Below are 23,089 nucleotides of genomic sequence, written 5' to 3' on the forward strand. Positions count from 1 at the left end.
TCGGGAGAGAGGCTGGGCATTACAAGATGCCTTTCATGGTCTTCTCGAAATCGCTCCAGGCGCAGAAACCGTCTTTGTCGACCGGGCAGCCTTTCAGCGCCAGCGTTACTCGCTGCGGCGGGGTTTGCAGCGTCAGCGGCGTCGCCTTGCGCAGCTGTTCGGTGGACTGATAGACGTACTCGATCTTCAACAATTCACGGTCGTTCTGCGCGTCGCGCCAGCGCTGGAACACCAGTTTGCCGCCGATCGGCGTTTTCTCGTATTGCTGCGGCAGCTGATACGGCTGGAACTGCATGGCCGACAGCAGCGAGGCAATATTGGAATCGTGGCCAACCAGCACCGTCAGCTTCGGCGCGTCCGGTTTGCGCTCGCCGAGCAGCGCGTTGTTGATGTAGGTCAGCAGCGGCTTGGCGACGTTCTGCGCCACCACCGGCGAGGTGAACAGCGAGTCCTGATAGCCGTCTTTCAGCTGCGCCAACTGCTGCCACTGGTGCGGGGTGGCGATTTTGCCCCAGGCCACCTCTTTCATCGGGAAACCTTCGTAGTACTGCAGCATAAAGGCGTCCACCAGCGAGTTGCCCACCCGCAGCGGGCCGGAGACGCCCGGCTCTTTGCCCGGCACCGCGCTCATCACGCTGGCTTCTTTGCTCAGGTCGCAGTGTTTGTCGGTCTTGCAGGCGGCGGAATCCTGGTAGTCGATGATCTTCGCCAGCTGTTGGTAAGAGGCGTCCAGCTTCAGCGATCCCAGCGCGGCGTTCATCGCCGCCAGCGCCTGCTGGTTGAAGGCTTCGCTGGTGTCGGTGATGATCGGGTTGAAGGTCGGATCCATCTCGCCCATTTTGTCCTGATGATGCACGCCGACGTCGCAGCCGGGGAACGCGCCGTTGCTGAAGAACTGCGCGGTGGCCACCGTGCGCTGCAGACTGTTCGCGTAGACGTACACGCTGCCGGCGGTCGGGCAGCCCTCTTGCGGCAACAGGCCGGTCTGCTTCAGCCAGGCGTTGAAATAGTGCCCCATATACACTTCCAGCACCCCGCCCTTGGTGGTCAGCTGGCCGCCCGGCGTTTCCCAGGCCGGCCAGGCCTTCGGCGTGGACTGCGCCAGCACGCTGCCGTTGTTGGCCAGCGGCGCGCGCAGGTTATGGCGGCTCATCACCAGCACCTGTTCCAGCTGATAACCGCCGGCTTCCGCCAGCGCGTTCCCGGTGAATAACAAAGGCAGGCACAGCAATAACGTTTTTTTTCTCATCCGCAGAGGCTCCCGGAAAATGATTATTTTTAAGGTGTTAGCGTTTGCCCGAGTATGATGGCGGGGTTAGTGTGACAAGTGTGTGACAGGGTTCACGGGAAAGGATCGTAACCGCGGCCACCGGGCGGTGGCCGCGTGGCTTCAACTCAGTACCACAGGCTCATGATTGGCCAGCCGATCAGCAGCAGCGCAGCAATGTACACTACGCCGAGAATGCCGCCCAGGCGCCAGTAGTCTTTCGACTTCACGTAACCGCAGCCGTAGATGATCACCCCCGGCCCGGTGGCGTACGGCGTCAGCACGCCCATGATACCGATCGATAGCACCAGCAGCATCGACAGCTGCTCCATCGGCACGCCCGGCAGCCCTTTGCCGACCGCCAGGATCACCGGCAGCATGGTGGCGGTGTGCGCCGACAGGCTGGCGAACAAGTAGTGGGCGAAGTAGAACACCAGCACCAGCGCCACCACCGTCATGTTCGGCGAGAAGCCGTCCAGGTGGGTGCTCATGGTCTGGGCGAACCAGTCGATAAAGCCGGAACGCGTCAGGCCGTTGGCCATCACCACCAGCGTCGCCAGGTTAACCAGCGTGTTCCAGGCGCTGGAGTATTTGGTGATCTCTTTCCACGACACCACGTGCAGCGCCAGCATCAGCGACACCGCCAACAGACACACCGCGGTGGCGTCCAGCACTTTGCCGCCGAACACCCACAGGCACAGGCTGAGCAGCACCAGGCCGATCAGGGTGTATTCCTTGCGCGTCAGCTTGCCCATTTCCCCCAGCGCGGTATCCGCCCAGGCGGCCACTTCGCTGCTGTGGGTCACGCCCGGTTTGTACAGGTAGTAGGAGATCAGCGGCGCAACGATCAGCAGCAGCAGGCCGACCGGCAGGAACGCCAGGAACCACTGCATCCAGCTGATGTGCACCCCGGCGATCTTGCCGACGAACTCGATGCCCAGCACGTTCGGCGCGGCGCCGGTGACGAACATCGAGGAGCTGATGCTGGTGCCGACTACCATCATCCACATCAGGTAACCGCCGATGCGGCGTGAAGAGGGATCGTTGGGGAAAGAATCGAACAGCGGCGGCAGGTTTTTCACCACCGGGAATACCGTGCCGCCGGTGCGCGCGGTGTTGGACGGCGTGAACGGCGCCAGCAGGATATCGATGATCACCACCGCATAGCCCAGCGTCAGCGTGCGCTTGCCCATGAACTTCACCAGGAACAGCGCGATGCGCCGCCCCAGACCGGTGGCCTCGTAACCCAGCGCGAAGATAAAGGCGCCGAACACCAGCCAGACGGTGGTGCTGGAGAAGCCCGCCAGCCCCCATTTTAGCGCCTCTTTACCGGCCTTGAAGCCCGGCTCCGCCAGTTCCTGCGCGCCGAACAGCACCCAGTTGGCGCTGAGCACGCTGACGGTCACCGCGATAAAGCTGATGGCGGTGGCCGGGATCGGCTCCAGAATCATGCCGACGATCATCGCCACGAAGATGGCGAAGTAGTGCCACGCCTGCGGCGGCATGCCGTCGGGCACCGGTATCAATAACAGGATCGCGAGCACCGCCAGCGGCGCTATCGCTTTCCAGATCTTTTCCTGGGTTTGGGACATAGGGACTCTCCTGAAGGCTTGGTTATTATTCTTGGGCACCCAGCTGCGCCAGCAGCCAGGTCACTATCAACAGGTCGGCGCTGCCGCCGGGGCTGAGGTTGCGGGCGATACAGTCGGCATCGAAGCGCCGCAGGCGCGCCAGGCCCGCTTCCCCCGCCGAGCCGCCCTGCGCCAGCAGCAATGCCGCCCGGCGCCGCAGCCAGCGCAGCCCTTGCAGGCCGCCGCGCGAGGCGACGTTGGTGTCGTCGTTGTGAGCCATCAGCCACAGCAGGCTGTCCAGCAGCGCCCGCTGTTCGTCGCCGCCGGCGGCCAGCCGTTGCCGATACAGCGGCAGCGCGCCGTCAAGCACCAGCTGGAAACCGGCCTCCGCCTCGCCGCGCGCGCCGCTCAGCCCGTGCGCGGCGAACAGCCGCTGGCCGGCGGTCTGCCCGGCGTTGTTGCGCCGCAGCTCGCGATCCACCAGCCCCCGGCACATCGCCGCCACCTCGGCGCACAGCGCCTCTGCGCCGATGGCGCGCCCCTGCTGCTGCAGGCGGCCGAAGGCGGTGCACAGCAACCCGAGCGAGAACACGCTGCCCTTATGGGTGTTAATGCCGCCGGTGGCGCGAAACATCTGGTTTTCGCAGGCCAGGCCGAGCGGCCGCAGCCGCGCCAGCTGCTGCTCTGCCGGCAAAGCGGCGTCTTCGCGCCCGCGTTGGATAAAGCGCGGCAGCCACACGCCGATGGCGCGGGCGCTGCGGTAGAAATGCCCGAGATCCATATCGCGGTGGGCGCCGGTGTTATGGCGATCCACCAGCCCCGGTTTGGGCGTAAGGTTGACCTCCACCAGCAGCGCGCGGAAAGCGGCGCGGGCGAAGTCGCAGGCCGGTTCGGCACGGTGGGCGGGCAGGTTAATCGGCAGAGATCGCATCGTTGAACATCCTTTCCATTTCATGCAGCAGCTGCTCGCTGCTATGCCGCCGCTGGCGGGCGCAGATCTTGGCCGGTTGGCCGCACAGCAGGCAGCGCCGTTCCGGCAGGCCGATGTCGCGGCGCGACAAAATGCGCCCCTGCGTATCCAGCACGTCGATATCCCACAGCCGGCCGATCGGGCGGCTCACCTCCAGCTGCATGGCGCAGTCCTTCACCCGCTGGGCATCGGCGCGCAGCGCGACAAACCCTTCGCAGCCGGTGGCGAGCGCCAGCGCCTCGGCCTGCGGGCTGGGCCAACCCTGTTCGGCGCACAGCCGCAGCAGCGCCGCCCACCCCAGATTGAAGATGCCGCGCGTCAGCGCGCTGTCCTTCACCGGGCCGGGCACCACCAGCGTCAGCACCAGCAGCGTGCACTGGTGCTGCGCCAGCCACGCCTGCTGGTGCGCCTGGCGGCATTCGCGGCTGGTGAGCAACTCCGGCAGGCTGACCGCGCGTTCGGCGGCCAGTTGGGGATCGACGGCGGCCATCGGCTACTCCGCCACCTGATGCACCACGTCGATCACCGAGCCGTCGCGGTAGCGCACCACCGCCACCACCTTGTCGGTAAAGGCGATCGGCTGCGGTTCGCCGGTCAGCTGCAGCGCGCGGGCGCGCAGCCAGTCGATGCTCACCACCTCGAGGCCGGCCTCCCGCAGGCGCTGCGCCAGCTCCGGCCGCGCCGGGTTGACGGCGATGCCGTGGTCGGTCACCAGAATGTCGATGCTGGAGCCCGGCGTGACGCAGGTAGTCACCTGCTCCACCAGCGTCGGGATGCGCCCGCGCACCAACGGCGCAACGATGATCGCCAGCCGCGCGGCAGCGGCGGTGTCGCAGTGGCCACCGGACGCGCCGCGCAGCACACCGTCGGAGCCGGTCAGCACGTTAACGTTGAAGCCGGTATCGATTTCCAGCGCGCTCAGCACTACCACGTCGAGCCGATCAACAGAGGCGCCCTTGGAGCTGAAGTTGGCGTACTGGTTGGCGCTGATTTCGATATGGCGCGGGTTGCGCGCCAGCGAGGTCGCCGCCGCCCGATCGAAACTCTGCACGTCCAGCAGTTTGCCGATCAGCCCTTTCTCGTGCAGATCCACCATGGTCGAGGTGATGCCGCCGAGGGCGAACGCGGCACGAATGCCGCGGGCGCGCATCTTGTCCTCCAGGAACCGGGTCACCGCCAGCGAGGCGCCGCCGGTGCCGGTTTGCAGCGAGAAGCCTTCGGTGAAGTAGCCGGAACCGGCGATCACCTCGGCGGCGCGGCGGGCGATCAGCAGCTCGCGCGGGTTCGAGGTCATGCGCGTAGCGTCGGCGCCGATCTTGTCGGCGTCGCCCACCCGCTCCAGCTGCACGATCAGATCCACCCGATCCTGCGCCAGGCTGGCGGGATGATGCGGATACGGCACCAGTTGCTCGGTCAACAGCACCACGGTGCCCGCCGCCTCGGCGTCCACCCGCGCATAGCCGAGCGAGCCGCAGCAGGCTTCACCGCTGTAACCGTTGGCATTGCCAAACTCATCGCAGGCCGGCACGCCGAGGAAGGCCACGTCTATCCTCAGCTCGCCGGATTCGATCAGGTTGACCCGGCCGCCGTGCGAGTGAATTTGCACCGGCTCCGCCAGCAGGCCGCGCGAAACCGCGTCCGCCAGCGGGCCGCGCAGCCCGGAGGTGTAAATGCGGCTCACCACACCGTGGCGGATATGCTCAACCAGCGGCGCATGGCAGTCGGTCAGCGAGCTGGACGCCAGCGTCAGGTTGCGGAACCCCATCGCCGCCAGCGTCTCCATCACCTGATTGAGCGTCAAATCACCGCCGCGAAACGCATGGTGGAAGGAAATGGTCATGCCGTCCTGCAGTCCGCTGCGGCGCACCGCTTCCTGCAAGGAGTCGCACAGCTTGAGATCGCGCGGTTTGCGCGCCTGCAGATTGGCTTTGGAGACGTCCTGATAGCCCGGCAGATCCGCCGGGTTGGCGAAGGTCATCAATCGTTGTTGGCGGTTCATCATGCTTCCTCCCCGTGCTGCGCCGGTTCTTCCCGTAAGCCGGACAGCGCGGCGCGCTCCAGCACCAGCCGGGCGCGCTCAATCACCGGGCTGTCGACCATTTTTCCGTTGAGCGACACCACGCCGCGCCCTTCCCGCTCCGCCGCTTCGGCGGCGTCCACCACCCGCTGCGCGTGCGCCACCTCTTTGGCGGTCGGCGCGTACAGGTTGTGCAGCAGCTCAATCTGGCGCGGGTTGATCAGCGATTTGCCGTCGAAGCCGAGCTGTTTGATCAGCGCCGCTTCCTGCAGGAAGCCGGCTTCGTTGTTGGCGTCGGAATAGACGGTGTCAAACGCCTGAATGCCGGCGGCGCGCGCCGCCTGCAGCAGCGAGCAGCGGGCGAACAGCAGCTCAATGCCCTCCGGCGAGCGCTCGGTGCGCAGGTTGCGCACATAGTCTTCCGCCCCCAGCGCGATGCCGATAAGACGCGGTGAAGCGTGCGCGATCGCCACCGCGTTGGTGATGCCCTGCGCCGATTCGATCGCCGCCAGCAGCCCGGTGCTGCCGACCGGCCGCCCGCAGGCCGCTTCGATGGCGGCAATCTCGCGCTCCATGTCGACAACGTCCTGCGCGCTGTCGGTCTTCGGCAGGCGCACAATGTCCGCGCCGCCGCGCACCACCGCCTGCAGGTCCGCCAGGCCGTAGGCGGAGTCGAGCGCATTGACGCGCACGATGGTTTCCACCTCCTGGTACAGCGGGTGCTGCAGCGCGTGGTACACCAGCCGGCGCGCCGCGTCTTTTTCACGCAGAATCACCGAGTCTTCCAGATCGAACATCAGCGCATCGGCCTGGTAGATAAAGGCGTTGCTGACCATCGCCGCGTTGGCGCCGGGGACGAACAACATGCTGCGGCGCAGCCGGGTTTTATTCAGCGTTTTCATCTTTCGCCTCCCACGGCAGTTGGCCGCCCTCGCAGGCGCGCATCAGCGCCGTTTCCAGCCGGGCGCGCAGCACGCAGTCCAGCGCGCCCTTGTCGTCGACGATCACCTGCACCGGCTCCACCTCATAGCGCTGCAGCACCTCCAGCAGGGTGTGGCGGATCGCCGCGCCGAACTGTTTTTCCACGCTGCTGGCGATCAACAGATCGTGCTGCGGCCCCTCGGCGGGCGCGATGCGCACCATGACATCGCTGGATTCCAGCGTGCCGGCCATTGCTTCTCGGATAATTTTCATCATTCACCTGATTGTGCGGACTCAAAAGGATGCGGGGCCGCCTTGGCCCGGCGCTGCGTTTGCAGATCCTGCAGGTAGTACAGGGTGTCCGGCGGCACCAGCGGCGCGGCGGCGTGGAAGTCCCCCGCCGCCAGCAGCTTGCGCACCCAGGAGGCGGAGATCGCCGTGCCCTGATATTGCAAACGCTCGATTTCCACCAGCGCGATCGGCGGGCTGGGCAGCGCCGGCGTTTCCAGCCAGTAACGCATGTCGCGGTTGTATTTCGCGGTCACCGCGCAGAACGGCTCGTTGCCGACGAAGCGGTGCGTAATGCCCAGCGCAGGCGCCAGATACTGGCGGAAGATCTTCAGATCGATTTCGGTGTAACAGTCGTCGGCCACGCCCTGATCCTTGATGAAGTAACAGGGGAAGGTGGCGCGCGAGATCACGTACTGCGAGCCTTCGTGTACCGTGAGGTTGGAGATATCGGCGGTGCCGGCCAGCACCAGCCGGCGGCGGTCTTCATAGCTGAAGCGCGAGGTGTTTTCCTTCACTAAAAATAGGTGCAGCCAGTCGCAGCGTTTGGCCGCCTGACGCACCAGATACTGATGCCCACGGGTGAAGGGGTTGGCGTTCATCACAATGCTGCCGACGGTGTTGCCCGGCCGGCGCTGGCTCGCCAGCTGGGCGGCGTAGCGCTTCAGGCGGCACGGGCTGTTTTCCATCAGCACCACGATGCCCGGCACGGTGGCGATCGGGTAGAAACCGCACTGGCGGAACAGCGGCTCGTTCTGCACCTTGGTGTAGATAAACAGCTGGGTGTGGTGGCGCTCGTAGGCCAGGTTCACCAGCTCGGTCGCCAGCGCCAGCGCCAACCCTTCGCCGCGCATCAGCGGGCTGATGGCGACGCATTTGATAATATTGTCGGCGATGCCGCCGCAGGCGACCAATTTGTCGTGCTGGGTAACGGTAATAAATATTTCAACCGTGGTGTCGATATTCAGATCGTTACTGCGCAAGAAGGCGCTTATTTCCGAAATCGCTTTATGATCCGATCGCTTTACCCGATTAAATACGGCATCGCCTAACATAACACGCTCTCTGGGTTAACTGGCAAACAACAAATTAAATACAAAAAGGCATTTTAATTAACATCGACAAGGGTAATTAAAACCTTAAAAACCATGCAGATAAACGCGACTGCGCGTTCGATAAATTAATGGTAAACAGAAAAAAAACGCCGATTATTGACCTATTTCACAAACCGATTCCGGTTAATAAGTTATTTAATGTTCTTTATTTGCTTAATTAATCTTATGGTGTTTATTATTGAGATAATCTTTATTTGGCGCCGCAATTTACTTACATTTATTTAGCATCTTGATTGCAATAGTAGGTTTCATTATGGAATGGCTGAACATCCTGATCGTTGAAGACGAAACGCCGCTGGCGGAAATGCACGCGGAGTTTATCCGCCAGAACGGCGGCTGCCGCCAGATTTGGCTGGCCGGCACCCTGGCGCAGGCGCGCGCCATGACCGAGCGCTTCAAGCCGGACCTGATCCTGCTGGACAACTTTCTGCCCGACGGCCAGGGCATCACCCTGCTGCGCGAACTGACGCTGAGCGGGTATCGCGGCGGCATCGTGTTCATCACCGCCGCCAGCGACATGGCCACCGTGGCCGAGGCGTTGCGTTACGGCGTATTCGACTACCTGATCAAACCGCTGGCCTATGACCGGCTGAGCCAGACGCTGCAGCGCTTCAGCCAGCGCCGCGAAGCGCTGAAGGACAAAGCGCGCCTCAACCAGCGCCGTATCGACGAGATGTTCAACACCTACGCCCGCGGCGAACAGCAGGCGGCGCTGCCCGCCGGCATCGACGAGCTGACGCTGGGCAAGGTTCGCGCGCTGTTCGCCGAACCCGCCGCGCGCCACACCGCTGAAAGCGTTGCGCAAAAACTGGGGCTCAGCCGCACCACCGCGCGCCGTTATCTGGAGTTTTGCACCGCCGCGCAGCAGCTGCGCGCCGAGATCATTTACGGCAAGGTCGGCCGCCCGCAGCGGATCTACCGCGCCGGCGAACCGCATTAGCGGTTATTTGATCGCCCTTGCAAGGTTGCGTGTAACCGCTTTACTTTTTATGCGCCGGTCAGCATCTTGGTGAGCATCACCTAGCCGACTGGACGATCGCCGATGCCCGCTGCGCCCCTTGCTTCCCTGACCGAGATCCTTGCCCGCCGTGACTGGCAAAACCCGGCCTGCACCCACTACCGCCGGCTGGACGCCCACCCGCCGTTCGCCAGCTGGCGCACGGTGGAAGACGCGCGCGACGATGCCCCCAGCGCCAGCCGCAGGTCGCTGAACGGCGAGTGGCGCTTCAGCTATTTCCCGCGCCCAGAGGCGGCGCCGGACAGTTGGCTGCAGCAGGATCTGCCGGACGCCGCCCCGCTGGCGGTGCCGGGCAACTGGCAGCTCGCCGGCTACGACGCGCCGATTTATACCAACGTGCGCTACCCGTTCCCGGTCGATCCGCCGCGCGTGCCGGAAGACAACCCGACCGGCTGCTACTCGCGCACCTTCAGCGTCGATCCGGCCTGGCTGGCCACCGGCCAGACGCGCATCATCTTCGACGGCGTCAACTCGGCGTTCTATTTGTGGTGCAACGGCCACTGGGTCGGCTATTCGCAGGACAGCCGCCTGCCGGCGGAGTTCGATCTCAGCCCGTGGTTGCAGCCGGGTGAAAACCGGCTGGCGGTGATGGTGCTGCGCTGGTGCGACGGCAGCTATCTGGAAGATCAGGACATGTGGCGCATGAGCGGCATCTTCCGTGACGTCAGCCTGCTGCACAAACCCGCCACGCACCTGAGCGATGTGCGCATCACCACGCCGCTGCATGACAGCTTTACCCGCGGCGAACTGGTGGTGACGGCGCGCGCCAGCCGGCCCGGCACGCTGCAGGTGCAGGTTCAGCTGTGGCGCGATACAGCGCGGGTGGCCGAACGCACCCAGCCGCTCGGCAGCGAGATCGTGGACGAGCGCGGCGCCTATGACGATCGCGTCACGCTGCGGCTGCCGGTAGAACGCCCGGCGCTGTGGAGCGCCGAAACGCCCGCGCTGTATCGCGCCACCGTCGCCCTGCTCTCGCCCGAGGGGGAGATTATCGAGGTGGAGGCCTATGACGTCGGCTTCCGCCAGGTGGACATCAGCGGCGGGTTGCTGAAGCTCAACGGGCAACCGCTGCTGATCCGCGGCGTTAACCGCCACGAGCATCATCCGCGCCACGGCCAGGTGATGGACGAGGCGACGATGCGCCACGACATCCTGCTGATGAAACAGCACAACTTCAACGCGGTGCGTTGCTCGCATTACCCCAACCACCCGCTGTGGTATCGGCTGTGCGATCGCTACGGGCTGTACGTGGTGGACGAAGCCAATATCGAGACCCACGGCATGCAGCCGATGAACCGCCTGGCTGACGATCCGCTGTGGCTGCCGGCGATGAGCGAGCGCGTTACCCGCATGGTGCAGCGCGATCGCAACCACCCCTGCATCATTATCTGGTCGCTGGGCAACGAGTCCGGCCACGGCGTGAACCACGATGCGCTGTACCGCTGGGTGAAAAGCCAGGATCCGACCCGCCCGGTGCAATATGAAGGCGGCGGCGCCGACACCGCCGCCACCGACATCATCTGCCCGATGTATGCGCGGGTGGATCAGGATCAGCCGTTCCCGGCGGTGCCCAAATGGGCGATCGGTAAGTGGATCGGCCTGCCGGAGGAACAGCGGCCGCTGATCCTGTGCGAATACGCCCATGCGATGGGCAACAGCTTCGGCGGCTTTGAACGCTACTGGCGCGCGTTCCACGAACATCCGCGCCTGCAGGGCGGCTTTGTCTGGGACTGGGTCGATCAGGCGCTGATCAAGCGCGACGCCCAGGGCGAAGAGTTCTGGGCCTACGGCGGCGACTTCGGCGATACCCCCAACGATCGCCAGTTCTGCCTGAACGGGCTGGTGTTCGCGGATCGCACCCCGCACCCGGCGCTGTTCGAAGCGCAGCGGGCGCAGCAGCTGTTCCGCTTCGCCTTCGACGCCGCCGCGCTGGCGCTGACCGTCACCAGCGATTACCTGTTCCGTCACACCGACAACGAGCAGCTCAACTGGCGGCTGGAGCTGGACGGCGTGGAGCGCGCCAGCGGCAGCTTCGATCTGGCGCTGCCGCCGCAGGGCAGCGCTCGCTTCACCCTGCTCGATCGCCTGCCGATGCTGCATCAGCCCGGCGAGCTGTGGCTGAACGTGGAGGTGGTGCAGCCGCAGGCCACCGACTGGTCCGAAGCGCACCACCGCTGCGCCTGGGATCAGTGGCGGGTGCCGCGCGCGCTGCATCCCGCCCCGCCGCCGCCGGCGCAGGGCGTGCCGCCAACGCTGATTGAAGACGATCAGGGGCTGACCCTCACCCACGGCGACCAGCGCTGGCGCTTCGAGCGCAGCAGCGGCCACCTGACGCAGTGGTGGCAGAATGAGCAGCCGCAGCTGCTGACGCCCCTGCGCGACGGCTTTGCGCGCGCGCCGATCGATAACGACATCGGCGTCAGCGAGGCGGACCGTATCGATCCCAACGCCTGGGTCGAACGCTGGAAGCTGGCGGGCCTGTACCGGCTGGAGGAACGCTGCACGCGGCTGCAGGCCGATGCGCTGCAAAACGGCGTGCAGGTGGTGAGCGAACACCAGTTCGGCGTGGACGGGCAGATTTTACTGCTCAGCCGCAAACAGTGGCTGTTCGATGCGCTGGGCGCAGTGAACGTGAGCGTGGAGGTCGAGGTAGCCGACGCCCTGCCGCCGCCGGCGCGCATCGGCCTGCACTGCCAACTGGCGACGGTGCAGCCGCACGCGGAATGGCTGGGCCTGGGCCCGCACGAGAATTACCCGGATCGCCGCCTGGCCGCGCAGTACGGGCGCTGGCGCCTGCCGCTGGCAGATTTGCACACGCCGTATATTTTCCCCGGCGAGAACGGCCTGCGCTGCGGCACCCGCAGCCTGCGCTACGGCGGCTGGCGCATCGACGGCCGCTTCCATTTCTCGCTCAGCCGCTACGGACTGCAACAGCTGATGGCCTGTAGCCACCAGCATCTGCTGCAGCCGGAAGCCGGCACTTGGCTGCATCTGGACGGCTTCCATATGGGGGTGGGCGGCGACGATTCCTGGAGCCCGAGCGTACACCGGGATTACCTGCTCACCGCCGGCGTTTACCGCTATCAGCTGCGCCTGCAGCGGGCGCCCGAGAGCTAAATCTGCCAAAAAACTCAACGGGTTGCGCATTCTGTAAGCAAACAGTCACAGAATGTGTAATCCGCCTTTGACATGCCGACGGCGCCTCGCTATTATTCGCCCCGTTCCAACGATTCCTCTGTAGTTCAGTCGGTAGAACGGCGGACTGTTAATCCGTATGTCACTGGTTCGAGTCCAGTCAGAGGAGCCATATTTAGAGAAGCCCGCTCAGGGAAACCTGAGCGGGCTTTTTGCTGTTGGGCGGATCATAATCGATGATCCCCTACACACTCTCTATCCGAAACCGGTCAGCCATCCGTTGAACGGGTAAGTTGCTCCCATTGTTCAATTTCCTTACCTAACGCCTCGAGCTTTTGCCGCACCAAACTTAATGCGTCACTGCCTAACAACAGATGCGTGGGTGGGGTCTGGCTCTCGATCAATGCCAGCATGGCGTGAGCCGCCTTCACGGGATCGCCGAGTTGCTTGCCGCTTTTTTCCTGACGCGCCTGACGAACAGGTTCAAATAACGCCTCATAGTCCGGGAGACGGCGAGGGCTACGTACCATTGAGCGCCCGGCCCAGTCCGTCCGAAACGAGCCGGGCGCTACTGCGGTCACGTGTATGTTGAACGGGACAAGCTCTTTGCTTAACGTTTCTGATATCCCTTCCAGTGCAAATTTGCTGCCGCAGTAATAGCTGATACCAGGTAAGGTAATGAAGCTGCCCATTGAGGTGATATTAATAATGTGGCCGCGACGGCGCTGGCGCATGCCCGGCAGCACGGCTTTGATCATCGCCACCGCGCCAAACACATTGACGTCAAACTGGCGGCGCAGCTCTGCAAGCGGGGATTCTTCCAGTATGCCTTCATGGCCGTAACCGGCATTGTTCACCAGCACATCTATCGGGCCGACGGCGGACTCTATCTCTCCAACCACCTCATCAATACGTTCAACGTCCGTGACATCAAGCAGATAGCCAAAAGCCCGCTGCGTATCGAGCGCGCCGAATGCCTGCAGTGCTTCGCTGTTGCGCACCGTCCCTACAACCCGATGCCCTACGGCGAGGGCTTCCCGCGCCAGCGCCTGGCCAAAGCCACTGCTGACGCCGGTGATTAAAATCGTTTTTGCAGATGCCATACAAAGAACTCCCATGAACCATGAAGGTTGCATGGTATTCTCTGTACTGCCGCATTTTTAGGCCGTATCTTCTCTTTTTCTTGCCTGATTTTATGAGGTGGTGGGATGTACGACATGATTGCCCTGATGAATAGACTTGCGGTGCAAGAGGGATACAACCTCACTGCCCTACCTGATGTGCGAATTTTGCGATCCGATCGCCCGCTTGCCAGAACGCCGGTGCTTTACGATCCGGGGATCGTGATTGTCTGTCAGGGCAGCAAACGCGGCTATTTCGGCCAGCAGACCTATTTATATGATGAGCAGCACTACCTGGCGGTTTCGGTGCCGGTGCCGTTTGTGATGGAAACCGATGCGTCGGCAGCACATCCGCTGCTGGCGATTTATATGCATCTGGATTTTCAGCTTGCCGCTGAACTGATGTTGCAAATTGAACAGCATGGCGCCCCGCATCCTCCCGTCGCGCCGCAAAGCATGATGTCGAGCCCCATGGACGGCGCGGTAAAAATGGCCGTTCTTCGCTTACTTGAAGTCCTGGCTGACCCGCTTGAGGCGGCGATCCTCGGCCCGACGCGGCTGCGTGAGCTTTATTTTCGCGTGCTGACAGGCGCACAGGGCAACGCCATGCGTGCCGCGCTGGCCTTGCAGGGCCAGTTTGGCAAAATCGGTAAAGCGCTGCAGCACATCCATGCCGCTTACGCGGAGCCGCTAACGCTGACGCAGCTGGCGATGAAGGCCGGCATGAGCGTGCCGACCTTTCATAGCCATTTCAAAGCGATAACGAAGATGCCGCCGATGCAGTATGTGAAATCGGTACGCCTGCACCAGGCACGGATGCTGATGGTGCGCCAACAAATCACCGCCGCCGCCGCGAGTTACGCCGTTGGCTATGAAAGCCCATCGCAATTTAATCGCGAATTCAAACGTCTGTTTGGCCTGCCACCGGCAGAGGAGATAAAACGCATGCAGCGTAACTTCGCCATTCCGCCCGCGCAGCCTGCCTCGGTATTTGTTTCGTCGCACTGAGGCTTGTTCGGTATGGCGAAACTATAGTTCGCTTCTGGCACCAGGCGGACCAGCACTTGGGGAGAAAGTCCGCTATGAGCGAGGAGTGGACCTTGTTTACTATATACTCTCAAAAGTGAATGGTACTGCTACCGGGATGCTCACATAAGGATCGAGGATTGGGCGGAGCAAAACTTATCGCCTGCCCCCCCAGTTTATCAGGAAGGGTACTGCTAGTAATAACAAAAGAGCATTGAAAAGCGGCCCCAGCGTCATACAGGGCTAAATGGTATAATCCATCTGGTGGCCGACAGTACCCGTCTTGTGCGGGTTTTATTCTTCCTGTGGTGAGTTTTGTTTAAAGTAAAATGTTATTTTACTTTCTTCAGCTGAGCTTTCAAAACTGAAACTGAAATTTTTAAAGTCGTCACCTAGACCGTTTTTATCAAATTTTTGACAACTTAAATTACCCCACATATCCTCACAGCATATCGAAAAAACCTTGGGATCAGCTTTCCTTTCGTTAAGTAAGTAATTACCAAATGATTCTTTAGATAATGTATTTGATACTCCAGAAAAAAGTGATAACTCAACATCATTATCGTTGCACTCAACTCCAATCCATTGGTGTATTTTAAAAGTTATTTCATTAAAATTAATGCCGTTTATTGTAATTTTCCCCGTATCAAAATCGGAAACTATTTTATTGGCTTGAATAGAAGATTGCAATAATAAAGCAAATTGAGATATCGTTAAACCAGACAGAAAATCATTATTTTTTAAAGTGTCTTGAATAATATCTGGGAAGTTTGACATTTTTATATTATCATCGCCCATGAAACTTTTAAGAATATCAGAATTGCTAAGGTGGTCTTTTAAATATTTAATCTCTGTATGTTTGTAGTAGTAACACTTATCAGAAATGCAGAGTACGCTAATGGCTGGATTTGCCAAGAAATTAGTATCGTTATCATAATATCTGCTCAGTTCGCTTTTCTTGGCATTACTTGAAAATGCAAATAGAACGGTAGGAGACTTCCCACCAATTGACCGAAATTTTCTAAATTTTTCAATTGTTGTCTCTAGCTCTTTCGCTGTTAAAGTTGATTTAACCTCAATGTTATATCTAACTGCTTCCATAGGAACGAAGGCAAGGTCGTTATTTATATATGGTGGTAAGATTTCATTATCATAAATAATAATATCACTTTCATTTGATTGCTCACCATGCGAGTTCTCAATTATACCTCTTGAAATCTCATACTTTCTTGGAATGACGTCTTTTATTATTTTTATCAACTCTACTTCATTCAAACCACCCTTAACCCCCTGGTGTTCTACGTTTTTATTTACAGCAAACTCTTGCTTTAATGTTTTTATTCTAGATGCTATTTTTTCTGAGATAATGCTCATGTCAATGCTCCATCCTGTTTTTTATTATTCCCGATTTTATAACTTGTGATCTACCCAGACTATTAAGTGCTGTATATATAAATAACTAGCGTTCAAAGTCACTATAACTACGAGATTTTTTATGAATTTCACTTTTAATTCGTTTTTCTAGCTCGCGCCCTCGATTCTCTTGCTGGAAAATCGTAGACATACGAAAAATCTCCTGCATCTGGTCTTGATGCAATCCCTTAAACGGCTCCGTAACGCAGGATAGTAAATCCCGTAATCTGTCCATTGCCTGATCTGTCGATTCGACACACATCGTATTCATTTTTTGGTGTACGTTCAGCAGCAGCGTTAGGCATCTCCTGCTCTCTGTAACAGCGTTGCAACGCACTGGCAACGCTTCCCATTTCCACCAGTTTTTTGCAGCGTAGTTCGCCAAACACCACCCTCATTCCCTTAGCTAGGCGGGGCATTTCGCAATACCCCCGGCGGGCCACTTTTAAAGACAAGTGTAACTTACTAGACTTTGTTAAAGCAAAATCGTTCGGAAAACAAAACATCCAAAGGTCAAAGCCAATTGCGCCTTACAGGTGGAAGGCTTCACTACGTGTCCCCTACCACCCCGGACCTCGGCGGGATCTGCGCATTTCTGAATGTCAATCCTCTCTTGCGAAGAATGTAAAATATCTGACTGGCAGCTTTGAGCGAGGAGTGGAAGTTCGCACATGGTTGTAATACTAACGTTGTCACGTTGGGATCCACGGGAAGTGGGTCAATTGGTCTACTATCGACTTATCCTAAATTTCACTTTTACAGTTTAATTGCACAATTTGCTCCTTAGACCCCGCGTCAAATTTCGATTTCTGGTGGTTCTTCACCGAATATTTCAATCCATTCTGACTGCCAAGTACTGCTCAGTGAAAACTTCCTGAACTTAGGATGCAAATCCGTCCTAATCAATAACCATTTCTGTTTGATTAGAGAGTTAGAACGCAGCGCGCGTGAAACATTATTTGTATACTTTTTATTGTCATCATTTACTATGTAATCGTTAATTGTTTCTGTAATCTCTGTACCAATGCTGGTCTCAAAACCAAGATAGGAACGTATCACTAGGGCGACAAAGATGAGAGGGATATACTCACTTCCGCAGGACATGACATTTTCAAGAGATAATGGCTTGAATGAAGGTGGGATGTCTATCTCTTCACCGGATATACTGTTTTTTTCAATTCCATCACCGAAATCGAAGGATAAATTACCGTGATCACTTTTCTCACGGTTAGCGGTAAACTCGTCGTTGTTACCTATGTTACGACTGAACGATGCCACCAGTCGGTTTATGCTTTTTTCGGTTAAGAGTACGTCTGTTTGAGTTCTCAATAATGATAAAGTCAGTTTTTCTCTTAAATACTCTGATGACAAATATTTTGATATTATAACTGGTATCTGACTTTCTTCGACTAGATCAATGATTTCATGATTGGTGTTGATACTCTTATCATTATAAATCGCATTAATCAGTCTGGTGAGTTCTTGTTTTGCTTCGTTATAGGGCTTTTTTTCATGGAAAGGCAAATAAAGAGATGTTAACGACAGGTAAATTGATGTATGACAGATGTCGAGTATCAAACAAGTGCCTAAAGGCGATATACGAAATGTATGGACTGAGCTAACAGTGTACTCTATGTTGAAGTCACTGTCAGAGGGTAGTTCAATACATTCAATAATCCTTTCTTTAACCGAACTCTCAATTGCTTTGCTAATCCAGTCTTTTTTATACCCGTAAAGTGATGCAAATCGGATTATCCTTTCAAGGCTAATTCCTTTTGCAATTTCGCCGGGGGAAACAGCATCATTCAGAAAATAGAGTATTCTTAACTTCAGGAAATAACACTGGTTTACGTTTTGATAGGGCAGGTAAACATTCGGTATATATGCTTTTTCCGTGTGATCGGGATGGTAGGTGAGTGTGGAGATAACATCCCTTTTACGCCATGCTGACTCGTTTCCCAATTGGTAGTGTACGTGTTTAATCAATTGATAAAAGTTTCTGATATTATGCCAAGACACGGAAGATAATATTTCTAGAATTGGCATGCTCTCATTTGACAATTGAAGATTTTTCCTCAGCACATCAGCGTAGAAATTCATTTTATCTAAGAAATCTTGAAGCTGATATTTTTTTCTCCAGTCTCTAATCCTAAAGTCTTCGTTCAGACACTCTTTAATATACTTTATCCTAGTCGAAATTAGTTTGTTAAAGTCCGGTGATTTGAGATGAATGATCTTGTCTTCTGGCCTAACGTCCAGAAAGCCTTTATCTTTATTCTTAAAGAAGGTGAATTCCCTGAGTGTGATGATGACTGTTGCACCCGATGCTTGGGTTATTAAATGAGATAAAGCATAAATTTCCTCTTGAAAAGACTCAGAAGCCCGGTCGACATTATCAATCACAATAATAACGGATTTATTTTCCTTGACACGCTTTTGGAATATTTTTAATACTAGATTCTGCCGGTTGGCGCTTTCCCTCTCCAGTAGTTCAGCTTCTTTGACCATAAGCATTTCTGAGTTTTTGGCAAATATATCTTTGTAGGGGCCGTTTTTTAACACTTTAATTTCATGAGCAAACGTGATGCGTAGTTCATCTAATGTAAACTCGCTTTCATACTCGTTTTTTATCTTGTCATGTAGATAATTGAATACGATATTTTTCACATCAATGCTATGTTTTGATACGTCATTTATCAAATCTATGATGATCGGGGTTGCATATATGTTCTTTTGCTGTCTTGCTTCTACTAAACATTTAGTTACCAGAGTGGTCTTTCCACATCCAACGGCACCAGTAATGATGATAACTTTACCAGTATGATGCTCCAGGATGAATTCTTTACCTTCAGAAGGTGAGAGGTCTAACGCATCATTAGGAAGAAAACTGGGTTTTGAATCTTTTAACGCTCTTTTTATTTCCCCTTTAAACTGATCCAACTTAGAGTCACTGACAAAGCAGTGCTCTAGCATTTTTCGCTGATTGTTTTCTGTTATCTGGGAAAAAAAGTTTTCATAAAAATCATCAATCCATTGATTGTCTTTGTTGCTATCCCAAATGAAATCATGGACATGATCTTTTAGCATGTAACACACTTCTGACGGTACATGGTTCAGTTCTGAGAGATAGCTGTCCAGATTATTCTTTTCTGTGCTATCCCTAGAGATGAGGTTATACATGAGATCAAATGAAAACTCATCTCCAAAGATATTCCCAAAATAAACGCCTTTCATTGAGTCAGTTGTTTTACCTGCTTTTGGCAGCATTGGGCAAACAAACCACTCTGCACCATTTGTGATCAATGCATATTGAACCGCTTTTTCGACACAGTATCTTTGTGCCTGATCGATCACCTCAGAGATTTTTTTATTGAATGCTTTTTTAAGATAGGCGACAGAGTATTCGTTTAAGGTTAGGGTGTTTTTGGGGAGTCCGAAGGTCACGCCGATTTTTTTTGCTTCAACCACAAGGCGAGGCGTTCTATCCGTACTCAGTATATAATCGGCATACCCCGCTGTTCTGCAATACGCTTCCGGCGTAAATTCTTCTTTATTCCAACCCAGTATATTTAGGATCTCATCTATCACCAGTAAGCGGCTTTCAGCTTCATTTGCTTCAAAAAGAGTATCTTTTCGAGCAATATACCGTTCCTGAACTTCCTTGAATTTTTCGAAAGCCTTTTCTCTGCTCATACTTAGCCCCAATAAGAGTATTGAAAATTTTTGATCCGTGACACTTGTCTCAATGCTCATGCTTCTCTGTTTAATTTATAACCTGTTATCGCATCTTTCTGAGACAACTGAAATAGGGATGACATCATTTTTTATGAGTAATCCTGCTTTCATGGCAAATTACAGCTGACATACTTCCCTTTGGTTAGTACAGACCATTTTAGAAACTTCCGCTACTGGCACAAAACTGCCCCGGCGGATCACCTACTCAACAATCTCCGCAAACACCAAAAGGCCCGCCCGTCCCCCAGGCAGGCCCTTGTCCCTCCGCAATGTCTCAGCCCCCATCCCGCTCCGCAACCCGCGCCATCAACGCCCCCAGCAGCGCCAGATCGACCAGCAGCGCCAGCGCGAAACAGCTTCCTCTCACGCCCGGCGCGGCGTAGGTTTGAATCAGCAACGCGGCAACCACCACGGCCACGATGCTCACCACCGTCGTCAAACGGTGCGCCACGGTGAGCGCTCTTTTTTCCCCCACCGCCGTGCGGTAGGCCACGCCCTGCCCCAGGCCGCCGAGGGCGATGCCCGCCAGCAGGGCCGGCCAATCATGGCCGCCGAACAGCATCAGCAGCGTCAATAGCCACCCCGCCGCCGCCAGCAAAAAACCGTAGCGGAGCATAGCCAGCGCAGGCCGCTTCCGCAGCGGCCGCCAGCCGGCCAGTGCGGCGCCGCCGAGAAACGCCAGCGCCAATGCCGTTAGCAGCATCAGCGCTGCGCCGATGCCCAGCAGGCTTTCGGTCTTCAGCAGCAAGGCGCCCGCCGCGACCGGCACGCTGAGCGCCAGAGCGCTCGCCGCCGTTCCCGTGTGTTCCATGGCGCCCAGGGCGCCGTTGTTGATATAGAGGCTCATCGTTAGCTCCCGACATGGTGGAAATGATGAAATAAATTCATTTCCCTGTTCACAGGTCGGTAGCCTATCTCTTGTATAATCGGTCAGACAAACTCATAGTTTTCAGCCTTAGATGAGAATAACTCAGCCATGAGAATACCCCGTTTGCCGCCGCTGGGCGCGCTGCGCGCCTTCCACGCCGTGGCCGGCTGCCGCAGCTTCAAACTGGCCGCCGAGGCGCTGGGCGTCAGCGCGACGGCGGTCAGCCATCAGATCAAGCTGCTGGAGTCGGTGCTGGCATGCCGGGTGTGCGAGCGCAGCGCGCAGGGCGTCAGCCTGACCGAGACCGGCGAGATCCTGTATGCCGGCACCCAGCGCGCCTTTGCCGCGCTGGAGCAGTCCGTCGCCCAAATCACCCGCGCCCAACAGCCGCCGGCGCTGACCGTCACCACCACCTCCAATTTTCTCACCCACTGGCTGGTGCCGCGCCTGGCGGATTTCAAGGCGGAGTTTCCCGCCATCGATCTGCGCCTGCACACCAGCGTCGAGCGCGTCGATCTCAACCAGCGCACCGTGGACGTCGCCATCCGCTACCGTGAAACGCCGGAAACCGATCTGCACTGCACCCTGCTGCATGAGGATCGCTTTATCGTGGTGGCCAGCCCGGCGCTGGCGCTGAAGCGCAGCGAGGATTTGCAGCGGGTAACGCTGTTTCACGTGGAACATCGGCAGGTGCCTGCCGACTCGCCGACCTGGGAAAACTGGCGGCGGCGCTACGGGCCGGAAGGGTTGAACGTGGAAGCCGGGCTGACCTTCAGCGACGAGACGCATGCGCTGCAGGCGGCGGTGGCGGGCCAAGGGGTGGTGATCGCCAGCCGGCTGCTGGCGCGCGATTTGTTGCAGCGCGGCGTGCTGGCCGCGCCGTTCGAGATGTCGTTACCCGGCGCCAACTATTACCTGGTGACCACCGAAGAAACCGCGCAGCGCCCCGATATCATTGCGCTGCGCGAATGGCTGCTGCGGCAAATGGCGGTGGGCTAACGGCGCTCGGGGGCGATCTCCCCCAGGCGGATCGCCACGCCGATCGCCTGCGCGGTGGTGGCGGCGCCAAGGCGCTGGCGAATGCGCCGCAGGTGGTTTTCCACCGTACGTTCAGACAGGCCGAGCATCGCAGCGATATCCGCCTGCCGCCGGCCGATGGCGGTCCAGCTCAGCACCTCGCGCTCGCGCGCCGACAGCCGGCCCTCTCCCTCGCCGGCCGCCGGTGCGAACAGCCGCCGCGCCGCCAGAAAGGCCGCCGAGCCCACCAGCGACAGCGCCAGCCGCACCGGCGGTGAAGCGTCGATGCGCTCGCCTCCCAGGCTGACGGCGCCCTCCAAACCGGCCGGGCCGAACACCGGGATCTGCACGCCGTGCAGGCCCGCGCCGCGCGGCACGGGCACAATCCTGTAGCGCTCGCCCTGCTGCGCCCGAGTCTTGGTCCAGAAAAACGGCTCGGTAGCCCGCAGCATGTGGCGGGTCACCGGGCAGTGCCGCACGTAGGTCAGCGCATCGACCGCCTCCCCCTCACCGAACCAGTCGCCTTCGACCCAATAGATATGCTCGATCCCCGCCTCCGCCGCAGCGGAAGCGGAAAACAGCACAAAGCGATCGAAGCCGAACGGCGCGGCGAAGGCGCGAACCCGCCCCTGAATGGCGGACAGGGTTCGCTCGTGGTCCATCGCCAGCGCCGTCTGGAAAGCGCGCTGCGCGATCTCGTCGCTCATCGCACGGCGACGTCGGCCAGCAGCGTCTCCGCCGCCAGCTTGCCGAGGTTGTTGGAAGCCAGCGGGCTGTCGCCGGTCAGCAGGCGCCGATCTTTATGCACCTTGCCGGTAATGTCGGCGTTAACGATCTTAACGCCCCGCTCGCGCAGGCGTTCGCCCACCAGCCAGGGCATCGGGCCGGGGATGTAGCCGATGTCGATGTTGGCGCCGGTATCGAGCGAGTCCGGGAACACGCACATTTCATAGCCACGATAGAGGAAATCCTCTTTGCGCTCGCCGATGCCCGCCGCCAGCAAACCGGCCGGCCCGTGGCACAGCGAAATCACGTAGCGATCGTTGTCGTGCGCCCAGTGCAGGGTCTTTTTCACCTCTTCGCTGAACGGGATATCATTCAGCACGCCGTGGCCGCCGGGGATGAAAACGCCGAGGTAGTTGCCGCCATCCAGATCCTTCACCACCTCCGTCAGCTTTTTCGGCTGCTTGAGCTGGCTGCGGTACTTCTCGTAGGTGGCCTTGACCGCGTCGTCTTCCTGCGGGAACGCCCACATCTCCAGCTTCACCGGATCGCCGGACGGCGTGGCGATGTCGATCTCGAAACCGGCCAGATCCAGGTGATGCATCGGCAACAGCATCTCGACCGGGTGATTGCCGGTGGAGAAGAACTTGCCGTTTTGCATCAGCAGGTAGCGCTCCTGCGAGGCGATCATCAGCACCTTCCACTTGCCGCCGCGATAGGCGTTCGGGTAGCTGGCGCCCGCGAAGTCGGTTTTGGACGAGATGTACTGGCTGAGGGAGTAAGGTGATGGGAAGAACGCGTTGTCTTCCGCCACATCCGGGGTGGGATTACGATCGTTGGACACTGAATCAGTCATGATTATCTCCATATTCACCGTTACGTTG

18 protein-coding genes and 1 tRNA gene are annotated in these 23,089 nt (G+C 58.0%); 5 read left to right on the forward strand and 14 right to left on the reverse strand.

Features of this window, described 5'->3' with window-relative positions; all coding sequences use genetic code 11:
* Positions 1-19 precede the first annotated feature (19 nt).
* The 8 genes from agp to citC all read right to left on the reverse strand — a co-directional run bounded on the left by agp (position 20) and on the right by citC (position 8,089).
* Complete coding sequence (agp, locus tag ACK3CV_RS16485; RefSeq protein ID WP_033635181.1) at positions 20-1,249, reverse strand: bifunctional glucose-1-phosphatase/inositol phosphatase; 1,230 nt, start codon at positions 1,247-1,249, stop codon at positions 20-22.
* Positions 1,250-1,395: 146 nt separating this feature from the next.
* A complete protein-coding gene (locus tag ACK3CV_RS16490; RefSeq protein WP_033635183.1) occupies positions 1,396-2,859 on the reverse strand; it encodes an anion permease in 1,464 nt (487 codons plus the stop codon).
* A 25-nt stretch (positions 2,860-2,884) separates the two neighbouring features.
* Positions 2,885-3,769, reverse strand: coding sequence for a triphosphoribosyl-dephospho-CoA synthase CitG (gene citG, locus ACK3CV_RS16495; RefSeq protein WP_164037775.1), 885 nt, complete (start codon positions 3,767-3,769; stop codon positions 2,885-2,887).
* Complete coding sequence (citX, locus tag ACK3CV_RS16500; protein ID WP_164037778.1) at positions 3,750-4,298, reverse strand: citrate lyase holo-[acyl-carrier protein] synthase; 549 nt, start codon at positions 4,296-4,298, stop codon at positions 3,750-3,752. Before citX ends, citG begins: the two co-directional genes overlap by 20 nt.
* A 3-nt stretch (positions 4,299-4,301) precedes the next feature.
* Positions 4,302-5,807, reverse strand: coding sequence for a citrate lyase subunit alpha (citF, locus tag ACK3CV_RS16505; protein ID WP_043147660.1), 1,506 nt, complete (start codon positions 5,805-5,807; stop codon positions 4,302-4,304).
* Positions 5,807-6,727, reverse strand: a complete 921-nt coding sequence (gene citE, locus ACK3CV_RS16510) for a citrate (pro-3S)-lyase subunit beta (RefSeq protein WP_016927085.1) — start codon at positions 6,725-6,727, stop codon at positions 5,807-5,809. The genes citF and citE overlap by 1 nt, the downstream gene beginning before the upstream one ends.
* Positions 6,711-7,019, reverse strand: a complete 309-nt coding sequence (gene citD / locus ACK3CV_RS16515) for a citrate lyase acyl carrier protein (RefSeq protein WP_019452464.1) — start codon at positions 7,017-7,019, stop codon at positions 6,711-6,713. Before citD ends, citE begins: the two co-directional genes overlap by 17 nt.
* Positions 7,019-8,089 carry a [citrate (pro-3S)-lyase] ligase gene (gene citC, locus ACK3CV_RS16520; RefSeq protein ID WP_164037782.1) on the reverse strand — a complete coding sequence of 357 codons (1,071 nt, stop codon included), beginning with the start codon at positions 8,087-8,089 and terminating at the stop codon, positions 7,019-7,021. Before citC ends, citD begins: the two co-directional genes overlap by 1 nt.
* 313 nt (positions 8,090-8,402) lie before the next feature.
* On the opposite strand from citC, the gene dpiA reads away from it, so the two are divergent.
* The 3 genes from dpiA (at position 8,403) to ACK3CV_RS16535 (ending at position 12,474) form a co-directional block, all read left to right on the forward strand.
* Positions 8,403-9,089, forward strand: coding sequence for a two-component response regulator DpiA (gene dpiA / locus ACK3CV_RS16525; protein ID WP_164037786.1), 687 nt, complete (start codon positions 8,403-8,405; stop codon positions 9,087-9,089).
* Positions 9,090-9,191: 102 nt separating this feature from the next.
* Positions 9,192-12,284, forward strand: a complete 3,093-nt coding sequence (locus ACK3CV_RS16530) for a beta-galactosidase (RefSeq protein ID WP_164140919.1) — start codon at positions 9,192-9,194, stop codon at positions 12,282-12,284.
* Between the two features lie 114 nt (positions 12,285-12,398).
* Positions 12,399-12,474: transfer RNA gene (locus tag ACK3CV_RS16535), tRNA-Asn, on the forward strand.
* A gap of 97 nt (positions 12,475-12,571) precedes the next feature.
* Here the strand turns inward: ACK3CV_RS16535 and ACK3CV_RS16540 are convergent.
* Positions 12,572-13,405 (reverse strand): oxidoreductase, encoded by an 834-nt coding sequence (locus ACK3CV_RS16540; RefSeq protein WP_164037848.1) that lies wholly within the window; start codon positions 13,403-13,405, stop codon positions 12,572-12,574.
* Positions 13,406-13,510: 105 nt separating this feature from the next.
* Between ACK3CV_RS16540 and ACK3CV_RS16545 the strand changes: the two genes are divergently transcribed.
* On the forward strand, positions 13,511-14,431 hold the full coding sequence (locus ACK3CV_RS16545) for an AraC family transcriptional regulator (RefSeq protein WP_033635191.1): 921 nt from the start codon (positions 13,511-13,513) through the stop codon (positions 14,429-14,431).
* A gap of 312 nt (positions 14,432-14,743) precedes the next feature.
* Here ACK3CV_RS16545 and ACK3CV_RS16550 read toward each other — a convergent pair whose 3' ends face one another.
* The 3 genes from ACK3CV_RS16550 to ACK3CV_RS16560 all read right to left on the reverse strand — a co-directional run bounded on the left by ACK3CV_RS16550 (position 14,744) and on the right by ACK3CV_RS16560 (position 20,444).
* Entirely contained in the window at positions 14,744-15,823 is a 1,080-nt protein-coding gene (locus tag ACK3CV_RS16550) for a DUF6602 domain-containing protein (RefSeq protein ID WP_164037794.1), read from the reverse strand.
* Between the two features lie 834 nt (positions 15,824-16,657).
* On the reverse strand, positions 16,658-19,615 hold the full coding sequence (locus ACK3CV_RS16555) for an AAA family ATPase (protein ID WP_141997118.1): 2,958 nt from the start codon (positions 19,613-19,615) through the stop codon (positions 16,658-16,660).
* A 256-nt stretch (positions 19,616-19,871) separates the two neighbouring features.
* Complete coding sequence (locus ACK3CV_RS16560; RefSeq protein ID WP_164140921.1) at positions 19,872-20,444, reverse strand: hypothetical protein; 573 nt, start codon at positions 20,442-20,444, stop codon at positions 19,872-19,874.
* A gap of 129 nt (positions 20,445-20,573) precedes the next feature.
* On the opposite strand from ACK3CV_RS16560, the gene ACK3CV_RS16565 reads away from it, so the two are divergent.
* A complete protein-coding gene (locus ACK3CV_RS16565; RefSeq protein ID WP_164140922.1) occupies positions 20,574-21,464 on the forward strand; it encodes a LysR substrate-binding domain-containing protein in 891 nt (296 codons plus the stop codon).
* On the opposite strand, the gene ACK3CV_RS16570 is transcribed toward ACK3CV_RS16565, so the two are convergent.
* Complete coding sequence (locus ACK3CV_RS16570) at positions 21,461-22,189, reverse strand: PA1136 family autoinducer-binding transcriptional regulator (protein WP_164140924.1); 729 nt, start codon at positions 22,187-22,189, stop codon at positions 21,461-21,463. The two genes, ACK3CV_RS16565 and ACK3CV_RS16570, sit on opposite strands and share 4 nt — an antisense overlap.
* On the reverse strand, positions 22,186-23,061 hold the full coding sequence (gene hchA / locus ACK3CV_RS16575; protein ID WP_164140926.1) for a glyoxalase III HchA: 876 nt from the start codon (positions 23,059-23,061) through the stop codon (positions 22,186-22,188). Before hchA ends, ACK3CV_RS16570 begins: the two co-directional genes overlap by 4 nt.
* Between the last annotated feature and the right edge of the window lie 28 nt (positions 23,062-23,089).

It is taken from the genome of Serratia sp. TSO36 (genome assembly GCF_057808395.1).

Coding starts and splice junctions, on each gene's coding strand:
- agp (WP_033635181.1), bottom strand. CDS start 1,249: ATGAGAAAAAAAACGTTATTGCTGTGCCTGCCTTTGTTATTCACCGGG.
- citE (WP_016927085.1), bottom strand. CDS start 6,727: ATGAAAACGCTGAATAAAACCCGGCTGCGCCGCAGCATGTTGTTCGTC.
- ACK3CV_RS16565 (WP_164140922.1), top strand. CDS start 20,574: ATGAGAATACCCCGTTTGCCGCCGCTGGGCGCGCTGCGCGCCTTCCAC.
- ACK3CV_RS16490 (WP_033635183.1), bottom strand. CDS start 2,859: ATGTCCCAAACCCAGGAAAAGATCTGGAAAGCGATAGCGCCGCTGGCG.
- ACK3CV_RS16555 (WP_141997118.1), bottom strand. CDS start 19,615: ATGAGCATTGAGACAAGTGTCACGGATCAAAAATTTTCAATACTCTTA.
- citC (WP_164037782.1), bottom strand. CDS start 8,089: ATGTTAGGCGATGCCGTATTTAATCGGGTAAAGCGATCGGATCATAAA.
- hchA (WP_164140926.1), bottom strand. CDS start 23,061: ATGACTGATTCAGTGTCCAACGATCGTAATCCCACCCCGGATGTGGCG.
- ACK3CV_RS16550 (WP_164037794.1), bottom strand. CDS start 15,823: ATGAGCATTATCTCAGAAAAAATAGCATCTAGAATAAAAACATTAAAG.
- dpiA (WP_164037786.1), top strand. CDS start 8,403: ATGGAATGGCTGAACATCCTGATCGTTGAAGACGAAACGCCGCTGGCG.
- citD (WP_019452464.1), bottom strand. CDS start 7,019: ATGAAAATTATCCGAGAAGCAATGGCCGGCACGCTGGAATCCAGCGAT.
- citX (WP_164037778.1), bottom strand. CDS start 4,298: ATGGCCGCCGTCGATCCCCAACTGGCCGCCGAACGCGCGGTCAGCCTG.
- ACK3CV_RS16570 (WP_164140924.1), bottom strand. CDS start 22,189: ATGAGCGACGAGATCGCGCAGCGCGCTTTCCAGACGGCGCTGGCGATG.
- citF (WP_043147660.1), bottom strand. CDS start 5,807: ATGAACCGCCAACAACGATTGATGACCTTCGCCAACCCGGCGGATCTG.
- ACK3CV_RS16560 (WP_164140921.1), bottom strand. CDS start 20,444: ATGAGCCTCTATATCAACAACGGCGCCCTGGGCGCCATGGAACACACG.
- ACK3CV_RS16530 (WP_164140919.1), top strand. CDS start 9,192: ATGCCCGCTGCGCCCCTTGCTTCCCTGACCGAGATCCTTGCCCGCCGT.
- ACK3CV_RS16545 (WP_033635191.1), top strand. CDS start 13,511: ATGTACGACATGATTGCCCTGATGAATAGACTTGCGGTGCAAGAGGGA.
- citG (WP_164037775.1), bottom strand. CDS start 3,769: ATGCGATCTCTGCCGATTAACCTGCCCGCCCACCGTGCCGAACCGGCC.
- ACK3CV_RS16540 (WP_164037848.1), bottom strand. CDS start 13,405: ATGGCATCTGCAAAAACGATTTTAATCACCGGCGTCAGCAGTGGCTTT.